This is a genomic window from Streptomyces sp. NPDC001796 (assembly GCF_042892355.1).
Classification (GTDB): domain Bacteria; phylum Actinomycetota; class Actinomycetes; order Streptomycetales; family Streptomycetaceae; genus Streptomyces.
Genome location: NZ_JBIAUC010000007.1, coordinates 158189 through 170969 on the forward strand (window position 1 = coordinate 158189; position 12781 = coordinate 170969).

At 71.1% G+C, this 12781-nt stretch carries 12 protein-coding genes and 1 tRNA gene; 8 read left to right on the forward strand and 5 right to left on the reverse strand.

Annotated elements, in window-relative coordinates:
- Positions 1–435: 435 nt before the first annotated feature.
- A complete protein-coding gene (locus tag ACFYZE_RS16980; protein WP_388993862.1) occupies positions 436–2433 on the forward strand; it encodes a putative bifunctional diguanylate cyclase/phosphodiesterase in 1998 nt (665 codons plus the stop codon).
- Between the two features lie 105 nt (positions 2434–2538).
- Here ACFYZE_RS16980 and ACFYZE_RS16985 read toward each other — a convergent pair whose 3' ends face one another.
- Both ACFYZE_RS16985 and ACFYZE_RS16990 read right to left on the reverse strand, forming a co-directional pair.
- A complete protein-coding gene (locus ACFYZE_RS16985; RefSeq protein ID WP_388993865.1) occupies positions 2539–3657 on the reverse strand; it encodes an LLM class flavin-dependent oxidoreductase in 1119 nt (372 codons plus the stop codon).
- Between the two features lie 217 nt (positions 3658–3874).
- A complete protein-coding gene (locus tag ACFYZE_RS16990; RefSeq protein WP_388993868.1) occupies positions 3875–4606 on the reverse strand; it encodes a decarboxylase in 732 nt (243 codons plus the stop codon).
- Between the two features lie 232 nt (positions 4607–4838).
- On the opposite strand from ACFYZE_RS16990, the gene ACFYZE_RS16995 reads away from it, so the two are divergent.
- The 7 genes from ACFYZE_RS16995 (at position 4839) to ACFYZE_RS17025 (ending at position 10123) form a co-directional block, all read left to right on the forward strand.
- The gene (locus ACFYZE_RS16995) at positions 4839–5798 is read left to right on the forward strand and encodes a D-2-hydroxyacid dehydrogenase (RefSeq protein ID WP_388993870.1); all 960 of its coding nucleotides are present in this window, start codon (positions 4839–4841) and stop codon (positions 5796–5798) included.
- Between the two features lie 136 nt (positions 5799–5934).
- Complete coding sequence (gene ehuB / locus ACFYZE_RS17000) at positions 5935–6852, forward strand: ectoine/hydroxyectoine ABC transporter substrate-binding protein EhuB (RefSeq protein WP_388993873.1); 918 nt, start codon at positions 5935–5937, stop codon at positions 6850–6852.
- A complete protein-coding gene (gene ehuC / locus ACFYZE_RS17005) occupies positions 6849–7553 on the forward strand; it encodes an ectoine/hydroxyectoine ABC transporter permease subunit EhuC (RefSeq protein ID WP_388993875.1) in 705 nt (234 codons plus the stop codon). Before ehuB ends, ehuC begins: the two co-directional genes overlap by 4 nt.
- Entirely contained in the window at positions 7550–8200 is a 651-nt protein-coding gene (gene ehuD / locus ACFYZE_RS17010; RefSeq protein ID WP_388993878.1) for an ectoine/hydroxyectoine ABC transporter permease subunit EhuD, read from the forward strand. Before ehuC ends, ehuD begins: the two co-directional genes overlap by 4 nt.
- Positions 8201–8210: 10 nt before the next feature.
- Positions 8211–8987: an ectoine/hydroxyectoine ABC transporter ATP-binding protein EhuA gene (gene ehuA / locus ACFYZE_RS17015; protein WP_388993881.1), complete on the forward strand. Its 777-nt coding sequence runs from the start codon at positions 8211–8213 to the stop codon at positions 8985–8987.
- Between the two features lie 204 nt (positions 8988–9191).
- Entirely contained in the window at positions 9192–9950 is a 759-nt protein-coding gene (locus ACFYZE_RS17020) for an IclR family transcriptional regulator (RefSeq protein ID WP_388993884.1), read from the forward strand.
- Positions 9951–10049: 99 nt separating this feature from the next.
- A tRNA-Lys gene (locus ACFYZE_RS17025) sits at positions 10050–10123 on the forward strand.
- Positions 10124–10228: 105 nt separating this feature from the next.
- Here ACFYZE_RS17025 and ACFYZE_RS17030 read toward each other — a convergent pair.
- The 3 genes from ACFYZE_RS17030 to ACFYZE_RS17040 form a co-directional block, all read right to left on the reverse strand.
- Complete coding sequence (locus tag ACFYZE_RS17030; protein ID WP_388993887.1) at positions 10229–10678, reverse strand: DUF3592 domain-containing protein; 450 nt, start codon at positions 10676–10678, stop codon at positions 10229–10231.
- A gap of 129 nt (positions 10679–10807) precedes the next feature.
- A complete protein-coding gene (locus ACFYZE_RS17035) occupies positions 10808–11419 on the reverse strand; it encodes a lytic polysaccharide monooxygenase (protein ID WP_388993889.1) in 612 nt (203 codons plus the stop codon).
- A gap of 201 nt (positions 11420–11620) precedes the next feature.
- Positions 11621–12766, reverse strand: coding sequence for an SPFH domain-containing protein (locus ACFYZE_RS17040; protein ID WP_388993892.1), 1146 nt, complete (start codon positions 12764–12766; stop codon positions 11621–11623).
- Between the last annotated feature and the right edge of the window lie 15 nt (positions 12767–12781).

Consider the following 12781-nt stretch of genomic DNA (forward strand, 5'->3'; position numbering starts at 1 on the left):
CCACTCCCAGCCTGGTCTCATTTGTATGACTGCGCCCTGTTTGTCTGCCCCGGAAGGGTGAGAGCCATCAGCCAGGCGATGACCCAGGAGGGAACCGCGACGGTCGTGGGAGGGGCAGTGCGGGGCGGGAGCGCACAACGGCGCACGAGCGCCAAGGGGGCGGCCGACATGCGCCGACGCCCCCAGTACTCACGGAACGTCACAGCCGTGGGCGGCCTGTTGGATCGGGGTCCGGCACGGGCAGAAACGATCTGTCAGAACACGTGCTCGCCGCGGGACACTGGACATCGGCTGGAAGGCCCCTGGGCCAGCCTCTATGATCGGCACACTTTCCTGCACGAACACGGCTTGTACGGCCGCCCCCCCTTGCGGCCGTCGACCCCGACGAGACCCAAGAGATCCGTACGAAGAACGAGTGCACTGCGGGAGCGAGCGGTGAGCGGAACGTCCGATGGGCCGGCGCCCGCGGCAGACCTCGTCGGCCCGGCCATCACAGAGAGTTACGACACCACGTCATCCGGTACGTCCCAGCCATCCCCCCTTTCCGACGACCCGTCCCTCACCTCTGAAGACCGACTCCTGACCCCGCCCGTCGACGCACCAGCCCTCACCATGTCCGTCGACGTGCCGTCCCTCACTCCGTCCGTCGACGCACCGCCACTCACCCCCGCCGTCGGCACGGCACCCTTCACCCCGTCCGCCGGGCCCCAACCGGTCTCGTTCGGCGCAGCGTTCACCGCCGCGCCGCTCGCCATGGCGGTCGTCGACCGGGAGGGCCTGGTCGTCACCGCCAACGAGACGATGGGCTCACTGCTCGGCACCGGCGCGGAAGCACTGGTCGGCAAGGTCGCCGCCGACCTGCTGGACCTGTCCTCGGACGCCCGCTCCTGGCACGCCTACCGCGAGGTGCTGGGCGGACGCCAGGCCAAGCTCCGCTGCACGCGCCGCGTCAAACACCCCGACGGGCACTCGCTGTGGGTCCAGGTGACCGTGACGCCGCTGCCCGAGGCCGAGAAGGCCGTCCTCCTCTCCGTCTCCGACATCAGCGCCCGCCGTGAACTCCAGGCCCGGCTGCGGCACTTGCAGATGCACGACCCGGTGACCAGGCTGCCCAACCGGACGCTGTTCTTCGAACGCCTGTCGGCCGCGCTGGAGGCGGATGCGTACGAGGAGAGCGGCACCGGCCGGATCGGACTGTGCTACCTGGACCTCGACGGCTTCAAGGCGGTCAACGACACCCTCGGCCACCGCGCCGGCGACCGGCTGCTCGCGGCCGTCGCGGAGCGCCTGACCCGCTGCGCGGACGAGGCGGGCCACGGACGGCCCACCACTCCCCTGGTGGCCCGACTGGGTGGCGACGAGTTCGCGCTCCTGGTCGAGGACTCCACAGGCACCGAGCAACTGGCCGAACTGGCCGAGTCGGTGCTCGAGGCGATCCAGGAGCCGTTCGACCTGTCCGGGCAGCGGCTGTCGGTGTCGGCGTCCATCGGCGTCGTGGAGCGGCACGCGGCCGGCACGAGTGCGACCGGTCTGATGCAGGCGGCCGATACGACGCTGTACTGGGCGAAGGCGGACGGCAAGGCCCGCTGGACGCTGTTCGACCCGGAGCGCAACGCCCACCGGATGACCCGTCAGGCACTGTCCTCGGGGCTGCGGCCGGCCATCGAACGGGGCGAATTCACCCTGGAGTACCAGCCGTTGGTCGGCATGGAGGACGGACGGGTGCGCGGGGTGGAGGCGCTGGTGCGCTGGCATCACCCCCAGTTCGGCACCTTGACGCCGAATCGGTTCATCGGACTGGCGGAGGAGGACGGCTCGATCGTCCAGCTCGGGCGCTGGGCGCTGAAGACGGCCTGCCGGCAGGCGCGCCGCTGGCAACTGGAACGCCCGGACGAGCCGCCGCTCTTCGTCAGTGTGAACGTGGCGGTGCGCCAGGTCTGGGACTCGGACCTGGTGGCGGACGTGGCTGAGACCCTGACGGAGACCGGACTCGCCCCGCATCTGCTGCAGTTGGAGCTGACCGAGTCCGCGGTCATGGGTTCGGCCGGCCGTCCCCTCCAGGCGCTCCAGGCACTCAGCGAGATGGGGGTGCGCATCGCGATCGACGACTTCGGCACCGGATACTCCAACCTCGCCTATCTCAGCCGGCTGCCGGTGTCCGTGCTGAAGCTGGACGGGTCGTTCGTCCGGGGTTTCCAGTACGAGGGCACGGACGCGCATCCGAACCCGGCCGACGAGGTCATCGTGGAGGCCATGATCCAGCTCGCCCACCGGCTGGGCCTGACGGTCACCGCGGAGTGCGTGGAGACCTCGGCCCAGGCCACCCGCCTGCGCCGCATCGGCTGCGACACCGGACAGGGGTGGCTGTACTCACGCCCGGTGCCGCCGGACCGGATCTCGGAACTGGTGGAGGGGGACGGCTGCCGGAAATAGGCCAGTCCCGCGTTTGCGGACGCGGCCGTTCGGGCCGATGGGGGCGGGGCGCGGCACCCGGGGACGGCGCGACCGACCTCGGGTGCCGCAAGAACGCCGGGTGGCTCAAGCCGCCGCGGGCAACCCATACGCGTCCGCGACGAGTTCGTACGACCGCAGCCGTACGTCGCCGCTGTGGGCGTTGGCCGTGAGCATCAGCTCGTCGGCGCCTGTGCGCTTCTGGAGGTCGTCCAGGCCGGAGCGGACCTCGTCCGCAGTCCCGTGGACGACGTTGGAGTTCCAGGATCCGATGAACTCCTCCTCCATGGGGCTGAACTCGTGCGCCTCCGCCTCCTCCGGTGTGGGGACGAGGCCGGGGCGGCCCGTCCGCAGCCGGAGCATGTTCAGTGCGGCGGCCCGGACCTGGCGCCGGGCCTCCTTCTCGTCGTCGGTGGCGAGCGCGGAGACGCCGATGAGGGCGTACGGCGCGTCGAGGACCTCGGACGGGCGGAAGGAGTCGCGGTACAGGTCGAGCGCCGGGATGGTGTTCTGCGCCGAGAAGTGGTGGGCGAAGGCGAACGGCAGGCCGAGCATGCCGGCCAGGCGGGCGCTGAACCCGGAGGAGCCGAGCAGCCAGATGGGCGGCCGGTGCGGCGACTGGACGCCGCCCGGAGAGGTCGCCTGGACGGGGCCCGGGACCGCGTGGATACGGGCGTACGGGTGGCCGTCCGGGAAGTCGTCGTCGAGGAACCGGGTCAGCTCGGCGAGTTGCTGCGGGAAGTCGTCGGCGCCCGAGTGGATGGGGGCACCTCCCAAGCCGTCAAGGCTTGGGGGACGTTCGGTGCGGCGCAGCGCGGCGGCCGTGGCGCCGTCCGTACCGGGGGCGCGGCCGAGGCCCAGGTCGATACGGCCGGGGGCCATGGCCTCCAGCGTGCCGAACTGCTCGGCGATGACCAGCGGGGCGTGGTTGGGCAGCATGACGCCGCCCGAGCCGAGCCGGATGCGGTCGGTGTGGGCGGCGAGGTGGGCGAGGATCACCGCGGGCGAGGAGGAGGCCACTCCCGGCATGGAGTGGTGCTCGGCAACCCAGTACCGGTGGAAGCCACGGGACTCCGCGAGCCGGGAGAGGGCGACGCTGGTACGCAGGGCGTCGGTGGCGGTGGTGCCCGCGCCGACGGTGACCAGGTCCAGTACGGACAGGGGGACGGGGGCGGTGCCCTGTGCCGTGCCTCGGATCTCGTCCACTGCTGTGCCTCCTGCGTGAGCGTCGCGTCTCTCACACCTGTAACAGGAGACGGTCTCCGGTTATTCCCGCCACGCCCCGGGAGACATCGGCGCCGGGGATCCCCACCCCGGAGACCCCCGCCTCGCAGCTCCAGGCCCTTGAGACCCCGGGTCCCGAGACCCAGGACCCCGAGACCCACCGGAGGCCCCCGCTCCCGCTGCCGCTCCCGAGAGCCCCCTACACCTGCACCACCGGCTCCCGGGTGAACAGCGTCCCCAGGCTCGGCGCGTTCACCCGGCGGTCCACCAGGCGCAGCGCCTCCCACACCGTGACCTGGTTCGCCGTGAGGACCGGTTTGGCCAGGTCCTTCTCCAGGGCCGTCAGGTGCGCGGCCGTGTGGAGGGCGGTGTCCGGGATCAGGACCGCGTCCGCGTCGGCGTGGTCGCCCGCACGGGCCAGCGCCAGGACCTCATCGGCGCCCCAAGCGGCCACCTGCGCCGCCGTTCCGGCGTCCGCGGCGTGTACCGCGACCACCTCCGCGCCGGCCGCCCGCAGGAAGGAGGCGAATTCCTGCGCCACGTCGTCCGGGTACGTCGCCGCGACGGCCAGCCGCCGCGCCCCGATCTCCCGCGCGGCGTGCACGAAGCCGAAGGCGGTGGACGACGCCGGCATCCCTGCGGTGCGCGCGAGGGTGCGCGCCTGTTCGTGGGCGCCCTCCCAGCCGTGCAGGAAGCTGCCGCTGGTGCAGGCCCACACCACCGCCTCCGCGCCCGCGAGCCGCAGCTCCTGAGCGCTCGAGGCGAGACGCTGCGGCGAGCCCATCTCCCGGAGCAGATCGGCGCGGTGCGCGTCCTCGCCGACGTCGGTATGCACGAGATCCACCCGGATGTCGCCGGCCAGCAACTGCTCGATGCGCGGATAGTCGTCCTCGGCGAAGTGGCCCGGGTAGAGGAATCCGAGTGCGGTCATGCCCAACCTTCCTGTTCGTTCGGCGGTACGGGTCCCCGGTGTGCCGCCGCGTCGAGCAGAGCCTGCCGGTGACCCATGGCGCGGGTACCCAGGTGAGGCGGGGCCGTCCCCCTCATCACCTGGTCGGTCGTGTTGACGGCACCGTGCCGCGGTGCGACCGTGGTCGATCCGCGCACGTCGGACGCCCCGTCGGCCGCTGTCGGCCGCCGCCGAACTCGAGGAACGGTTCAGCATGACGGCTTCCCTGCCCGGCCCGACCGTGCTCGTCCTGGACGGGGACCCGCTCCTTCGGCTCGGCCGGCTCACCGGCCGGGCGCGGATCGAGCACGTGGACGCCTCGACGCTCGCCGCGCGGCTGCCGTACGCCGATGTGCTGCTGGTGTGGGACATCGCCTCCCGCGCGGTGCGCGACGCCTGGCCGGGCGAGGGGCCGCGCCCGCGCTGGGTGCACATCGCGAGTGCGGGGGTCGATCATGTGCTGTGTCCCGAACTCGCCGCGTCGGACACGGTGGTGACGAACGCGCGCGGCGTCTTCGAGCAGCCGGTCGCCGAGTACGTGGCCGCGCTCGTCCTCGCCCTGGCCAAGGACCTGCCGCGCACCTGGGACCTGCAACGGGAGCGTGAGTGGCGGCACCGGGAGGCGCTGCGGGTGGCGGGCACGCGCGCGTGCGTGGTCGGTTCCGGACCGATCGGGCGGACGATAGCCCGTACGCTCAAGGCGCTCGAGGTGACCACGTCGATCGTGGGCCGGGTCCCGCGCACCGGCATCCACGGCCCGGCCGACCTGGACCGGCTGATGGCCCGCGCCGACTGGGTGATCGCGGCCGCGCCGCTGACCGAGCAGACGTACGGCATGTTCGACGCCCGCCGCTTCGGCGTCATGCAGCCGTCCGCACGGTTCATCAACGTGGGACGCGGGCAGCTCGTGGTGGAGGAGGCACTGGCCGAGGCGCTGACGAAGCGGTGGATCGCGGGCGCGGCCCTCGATGTCTTCCGGCAGGAACCGCTCGGCCCGGACAGCCCCTTGTGGCGGGTGCCGGACCTGTTGGTGTCCCCGCACATGAGCGGTGACACGGTCGGCTGTCCGGACGAGCTCGGCGCCCAGTTCCTGGCGCTGTACGAACGCTGGGCCGCGGGTAAACCGCTGCTGAACGTGGTGGACAAGAAACGGGGATACGTTCCCGGCCACTGAGCCGCCGCCCGGTCGCCGTCGCCGCTGGTCAGCGCCCCGGTCAAGCGAAGCGGCGGCCTCCGGTTCGGGCCGCCGAGGACGATCGGGGCCGGAACTGGCCTGAATACATCGCATGGTCCCGGGTAGCTGCGCGCCCATGGCTCCCCCACGGACGAATGCACGGACGTACGACCCGGGGCAACCCGGAACCACCCGCCGGTCGCTGCTCGCCGGTGTCGCCGCGTTCGGCGCACTGGGCGCGGCCGGCTGCAGCCGTGTCGCGGCGGCGTCGAGCACGCCCGGCGGCGACCTGCTCAGCCGGCTCAGGGCCCAGGGCGTCGTCCGCCTCGGCATCGCCGGCGAGATCCCCTTCGGCTACATCGACAAGAACGGCCGTCTCACCGGTGAGGCCCCCGAGCTGGCGAGGGTCGTCTTCAAGCGGCTCGGCATCGACCGGGTGCAGCCCGTGCCGACCGAGTTCGGCTCACTGATCCCCGGTCTGAACTCCCAGCAGTTCGACGTGGTCTCCGCCGGGATGTACATCACCCCGGAGCGCTGTCAGCAGGTCATCTTCGCCGACCCCGACTACCAGATGCTCGACGCGTTCATCGTGCGCAAGGGCAATCCGATGGGCCTGCACGACTACAAGGACGTCGTCGCGAAGAAGGCGAAACTGGCCACCGGCACGGGGTACGCGGAGATCCAGTACGCCGTCGAGGCCGGTTACAAGCAGAGCGACATGCTGATCGTGACGGACCAGGTGGCCGGCCTGAACGCCGTGGAGGCCGGCCGCGTCGACGTGTTCGCCGGGACCGCGCTGACGGTCCGCGAGGTCGTCAAGAAGTCGGGCAAGGCGGAGGCGACCAAGCCCTTCGCGCCCCTGGTGAAGGGCAAACCGCACGTCGACGGCGGTGGCTTCGCGTTCCGGCCCACCGAGACCCGGCTGCGGGACGCCTTCAACGCCGAGCTGAGGAAGATGAAGGCGAGCGGCGAACTCTTCCGGATCCTGCGCCCGTTCGGCTTCACCAAGGCCGAGATGACCGACATGACCGCGAAGGAGCTCTGCCGCGGATGACCCCGGGACTGTGGGAACTCGTACTGAAAGGCGTCTGGACCACGATCCAGCTCCTGGTGCTCGGCGCCCTGCTCGCGACGGCCGTCTCCTTCGCCGTCGGCATGGCGCGCACCCATCGCAGATGGATCGTCCGCTTCCTCGCCGGTTTCTACACCGAGGTGTTCCGCGGCACCTCCGCCCTGATCATGATCTTCTGGGTGTTCTTCGTGCTGCCGCTCGCCTTCGGCTGGCAGCTCGTGCCTCTGTGGGCGGGCACGCTCGCGCTGGGTCTGACGTACGGGGCGTACGGTGCGGAGATCGTGCGCGGGGCCCTGAACTCGGTGGATCCCGCGCAGCGTGAGGGCGGGATCGCGCTGAGCTTCACCCCGTGGCAGCGGATGCGGAAGATCCTGCTGCCGCAGGCGGTGCCGGAGATGATCCCGCCGTTCTCGAACCTGCTGGTCGAACTGCTCAAGGGCACCGCACTCGTGTCGATCATGGGCATGGGCGACCTGGCGTTCAGCGGCAACCTGGTGCGTCTCGCACTTCAGGAGAGCGCGCAGATCTACACCTACGTCCTGCTCATCTACTTCGTGATCGCCTTCCTGCTCACCCGGCTGATGCGGGGCCTCGAGCACCGCCTGAAGGCCGGCATCGGCAAGGCGCCGCGTCCCCGGCCCCGGGCCGTCGTGCGGCAGCCGGTCGGAGGTGGTGTCCGATGACCTGGAACTGGGGCGCCGTCCGCGCCTTCATGCCGCACTTCTTCGACGGCCTGCTCGTCACCCTGGAAGCGCTCGCCCTCGGCTCGCTGATCTCGTTCGCGGTCGGTCTGGTGTGGGCGCTGCTGATGCGCACACCGACCCGGTGGGTGCGCTGGCCGGTGGGCGTCGTGACGGAGTTCATCCGCGACACCCCGCTGCTGGTGCAGCTGTTCTTCCTCTTCTACGTGCTGCCCGAGTGGGGCCTGACCTTCTCCGCGCTGACCACCGGTGTCGTGGCGATCGGCCTGCACTACTCCACGTACACCATGCAGGTCTACCGGGCCGGTATCGACGCCGTGCCCGCCGGCCAGTGGGAAGCGGCCACCGCGCTGAGCCTGCCGACGCGGCGCACCTGGACGGCGGTGATCCTGCCGCAGGCGATCCGCCGGGTCGTGCCGGCGCTCGGCAACTACGTGATCGCGATGCTGAAGGACACGCCGATGCTGATGGCGATCACCGTCCTCGACATGCTCGGCCAGGCGCGGCTCTTCTCCCAGCAGCACTTCCAGTTCACCGAGCCGCTCACCGTGATCGGTGTGGCCTTCGTCCTGATCTCCTACCCCGCCTCCCTCCTCCTGCGAGCACTGGAGCGACGCCTTGTCCGCTGACACCCCCCTGATGAAGCAACCCGACGCCCATCCCCACCCGCAGGCGGACTCCGGCGAGCTGATCCGCCTCGAGAAGGTCACCAAACGGTTCGGTGACCACACGGTCCTCGACCGGCTCGACTTCTCCGTCGACGCCGGCCGGCACGTGACGCTGATCGGCCCGTCCGGCTCCGGGAAGACCACGATCCTGCGGCTGCTGATGACCCTGACCAAGCCCGACGAGGGCACGATCACGGTCGGCGGACAGCGCCTGTACCCGGCGCCCGAGAAACAGGTCCGGGAGATCCGCAAGAACATAGGGATGGTCTTCCAGCAGTTCAATCTGTTCCCGAACATGAAGGTGCTGCGGAACATCACCGAGGCTCCGGTGACCGTGCTCGGCCTGTCGAAGGACGAGGCGGAGGAGCGGGCGCGCGAGCTGCTCGACCTGGTCGGGCTGAGCGACCACCTGGACAAGTACCCGAGCCAGCTCTCCGGCGGCCAGCAGCAGCGCGTGGCGATCGCCCGCGCCCTCGCGATGCGCCCGCAGGTGCTGTTGCTTGACGAGGTGACGTCCGCGCTCGACCCGGAACTGGTGGCCGGTGTCCTCGACGTGCTCCGTGACGTCGCCCACAGCACGGACATCACGATGCTCTGTGTGACCCACGAGATGAGCTTCGCGCGGGACATCTCCGACCGGGTCCTGATGTTTGATTCCGGCCACGTCATCGAGGCCGCTCCCCCGGACAAGATCTTCAGCGAGCCCGAGCACACACGCACGCGGGAATTCCTCAGCGCAGTGCTGTGACTACGGGAAGTGAAGGCGACGGCCCTCTCCGGGTCCCGGCACGCGAGACATGACCTCGGCATATGCCGGAGTGGCGCGTTCCTGCTGAGCGGGCCCAAGCCGCCGCAAAGTTGCGCAACACCCGCTCCCCGGCGCGCGTTTGAGCCGTATCGTGGAGGCAGCCCAGCTGTCCCGAGGATGGCCCAAAAAGCGCAGGGGGAGACCGTGGCGCTGACCCATGAGCCGACCGTCCCGTACCACTCGGCCCAGGACGCGCTGCGCGTCCTCGAGACCGTGGCGCGGCACTCCACCGGTGTCACCGACGTCGAGCTGGTCCGCCACACCGGTCTCGGCAGCCAGCGGCTGACCTCCCTCCTGCGGATGCTGCGCCGGGAGGGGTACGTCGAGCAGACGCTCGACGGCGCGTACGTCACCGGGGCCGCCCTCAGACGACTCGGCTCCGCCCAGGGCCATGAGCAGGCACTGCGCGAGCAGCTCCAGCGCACCCTGGACCGGCTGCGCGACTCGGTGGGTGCCGCCGTGTACATCAGCCGCTACATCGACGGCGAGGTGCGGATCACCCAGTGCGCCGCGAGCGCGCTGGCGCCCGCGGTGCACGAGTGGGTGGACTTCCGCTCCTCGGCCCACGCCAGCGCGGTCGGCAAGAGCCTTCTCGGCCAGCTCGACGTGAACGGCCGCCGGGACCACCTCGCCCGGTACAAGATGGCCCGGCTGACCTCGCGGACGATCACCAGCGAGAAGGTCCTGCTGTCCCGCCTGGACGCCCACCCGCCGACGGTTCCGGTGCTCGACCTGCAGGAATACGCGGTGGGCACGGTCTGCGCGGCCGTCCCGATCACCGCGGGCTCCTCGGTCGGCTGCCTGGCCCTGTCCCTGCCGGTCCAGCACGCCCACCGGCTCCGGCAGGCGGCGGAGAGGCTGAACAGGGGCGCGGCCCCGGTGGTCCTGTCCCTCACGATCTGAGCGATCCCGGATGGTCCGCAGGGGTGGTCACGAGCACCCCCGGGGACCAGGTAGTATTTCTTTTGTCGCCGGGAGCGAAAGCCGAAAGCGACGGAGTCTGCGCCGCTAGCTCAGTTGGTTAGAGCAGCTGACTCTTAATCAGCGGGTCCGGGGTTCGAGTCCCTGGCGGCGCACGACAAGGGGCTCCTCGCGAAAGCGAGGGGCCCCTTTTGCGCTGGTGGTGGAGGCCACGGGGCGCCGAGGGGGCCCGGGCGGCGTCCGGCGCGCCGGCCCGACCGTCAGCTGTGGAGGTCCACGGCGACCGTGGCCATGAAGCCGACGCAGAACACGACGATCCCGCAGAGGAAACCCAGGACGCCTGCGGTGGCCACCGCCTGCCTGCCCCGCCTCGGGGGGCGCGCGGTCGCCACCACCCCCGTGCGGGCCTCGGCGTAGTGGACGGTGACGATGTCGCCCTCGACCGTCGTCCCCGGGCCACCCTCCTCCTCGAACCGGATGGCGACGCCGTCCCGCGTCGTGAACTCGTAGACGTGGTGCAGCGTGGTGCGCACGGAGGTGTCGTTCCGGCCGCCGTGGACGGTCGTGTACGCCTTGAGGCAGCGCCCCTCGGCCGTCAGCCCGCTGTTCCACGCGCTTCTGATCTGCAGCCAGCGGTACACCACCCGGTACCCCAGGAAGCCGGCCGCGGCCGTGATCAGTACGGGTACGACGTAGAGCATCGCGTCCATGGGTTCCCCCCGAGGTCACAGGTCTGGTTCCGCACACCGGCGCGTCGCCGCCGGTGTGCGGAACCTACCCGTGGGGGGTGGCGGATCGGCTCAAGAAAGCCTCAGAGCTCGGGAGGTGAGGATCCGGGCTCAGAACGTGACGTCCGCGCAGGAGTAGAACGCGTTGCCCGTGTCCGCGATCGTCCACACGCCGAGGATCACGTGGTGGCCGCTCAGCCCCGTCGGCAGGGTGCCGGTGTGGGTGAGCGTGGACGGCGGGCGCTGACCGTTGTACGGCACGGTCAGGAACGGGGTGAGGTCGAGGTCCGCGCGGGTCAGTGCGTGGTTCTGGTTCCAGCCCGGTTTGGTGACGTAGTACCGGAAGTCGGTCGTGGCGTGCGAGGCGGTGAACTGCCAGCGGAAGGTGTAGCTCTGCCCACCGGTCACCTTCGTCGTGGGCCAGGGCGCGCCCGAGGGTGTCCTCGGCTGGTCGAGCGCGCCGAAGTTGGTGTGGTTCGCCGAGCAGATCCGGCCGTCGCCGGGGCCGGCGGCCGGGAAGCCCTTGGGGCCCTCGACGCTCTGCGGTTCCCACTGGATGTCACCGCAGCCGGTGACGATGCCGCCGTTCGCGGCGCACATCTTCTGCCTGCTGAGGGGCTGGTCGGTGTAGCCGTGGGCGCTGGCGCCGCCGGTGGAGAGCACGAAGGCTCCCGCGGTCGCGAGGCCCAGCACGGCGGCGTACAACCTGGTCCTGGTGCGCATGCTGCCGCTCCTTGTGAACGTGGGGGAGTTCAGTGAGCCGTGCAGGTCTAGACCAAGCCTCAGATTATTGCCGCCAGTTGAACATGTCCATACCAATCGCACACCGATCGTGGAGCCTGTTCGCACCGCCCGGTCGGCGCCCGCCGTGGTCGGCAGGCGCCGCCTCCCCGGGGCGGCGCACACCTCAGCCCGACGCCCGCCTCACCCCCCGTCGCCCGCCCGTCCCGTGCAGAACGCCACCGTCAGGTCCCGCACCAGCGCCTTGCGTTCGTAGTCGTCGAGGTCCGCCAGGCCGCGCGCGGTCAGCCGGGTCACCGTCTCCTCCACCGCGTCCAGGACCGAGCCGATCACCGCGTCACGGTGCTCCGCGTCGAACGCGTCGATACGGCGCCGCTGCATGCGGGCGGCGACCTCGGGGGCGTACTCGATCCGGGTCGGCCGGGCCGAGAACACCTCCAGGCCGACCGACGCCACGTCCGCCGCGACCAGGCGGGTCAGCGTGTCACCGACCGCCTCGACATTGCGCAGGCTCACCACGTCCGCCACCGCCGGCAGGTCGGCCGGCACCTGCGGCAGCACCCGCGCGAGCGCCAACTCGACGCACTCCCGCAGATAGGTCTCGTGGTCGTCGATGCCGAACACGGCGCGGGCCGTGTCCCGGACCTGCCAGGTCACCAGCACCACCACCCGCAGCGCGACCCCGTTGGCGTCCACCGCGGGGATCGGCTCGCTGCGCCAGTGGCGCAGTCTTACGTCGACCCGGCGGCACAGCACCAGCGGATTGACCCACATCAGGCCGGTGCGGCGCACCGTGCCCCGGTAGCGCCCGAACAGCGACAGGGCCCAGGCGCGCCCGGTGTCCCCACGGCTGAGCCCGCCGAAGCCGAACAGGAGGAGCGCGCCCGCGACGGCGTACGCGGCCCACTGTGCGAGCCCGAGCCTCGTGCCCGAGACCGGCGGAAGGTCCAGCGCGCGCACCATGGCCCGCGGCAGGACGCCGGCCCACCACGAGGCGGCCACGCAACCGGCCGCACCGGCGATCCCGGCCAGCAGGCCCGCCGTCCAGGGCAGCACCCGCGCGGGCCGTTCGATCAGTTCGGGGTCCACCATCGGCACCTGCCGCCTCGGGGCGGCGGGCACCTGGACCCGCGGTTGCTCACCGGTGCCGAGCCGCCGTCCCACGACGGTCGGGGCGAGTGGCAGCGGCTCGGTGTCGGGACCTTTCCGGAACAGCAGATGCACCGGGATCTCGGTGGTCGACTCGCTGTGGATGACCCGGCCGGGCCGCGCGTCGGCACCCTCCGGCTCCTCCTCCTGCTCCGGGGTCGGTGATGTCGTCGTAGTCATTCGTGCCTCCACATG

Bases quoted from the DNA above. Each gene is read 5' to 3' on its own strand.
- ACFYZE_RS16995 (WP_388993870.1), top strand. From the start codon at position 4,839: ATGACGGCTTCCCTGCCCGGCCCGACCGTGCTCGTCCTGGACGGGGAC.
- ACFYZE_RS17035 (WP_388993889.1), bottom strand. From the start codon at position 11,419: ATGCGCACCAGGACCAGGTTGTACGCCGCCGTGCTGGGCCTCGCGACC.
- ACFYZE_RS16990 (WP_388993868.1), bottom strand. From the start codon at position 4,606: ATGACCGCACTCGGATTCCTCTACCCGGGCCACTTCGCCGAGGACGAC.
- ehuA (WP_388993881.1), top strand. From the start codon at position 8,211: ATGAAGCAACCCGACGCCCATCCCCACCCGCAGGCGGACTCCGGCGAG.
- ehuC (WP_388993875.1), top strand. From the start codon at position 6,849: ATGACCCCGGGACTGTGGGAACTCGTACTGAAAGGCGTCTGGACCACG.
- ehuD (WP_388993878.1), top strand. From the start codon at position 7,550: ATGACCTGGAACTGGGGCGCCGTCCGCGCCTTCATGCCGCACTTCTTC.
- ACFYZE_RS17030 (WP_388993887.1), bottom strand. From the start codon at position 10,678: ATGGACGCGATGCTCTACGTCGTACCCGTACTGATCACGGCCGCGGCC.
- ACFYZE_RS17040 (WP_388993892.1), bottom strand. From the start codon at position 12,766: ATGACTACGACGACATCACCGACCCCGGAGCAGGAGGAGGAGCCGGAG.
- ehuB (WP_388993873.1), top strand. From the start codon at position 5,935: ATGGCTCCCCCACGGACGAATGCACGGACGTACGACCCGGGGCAACCC.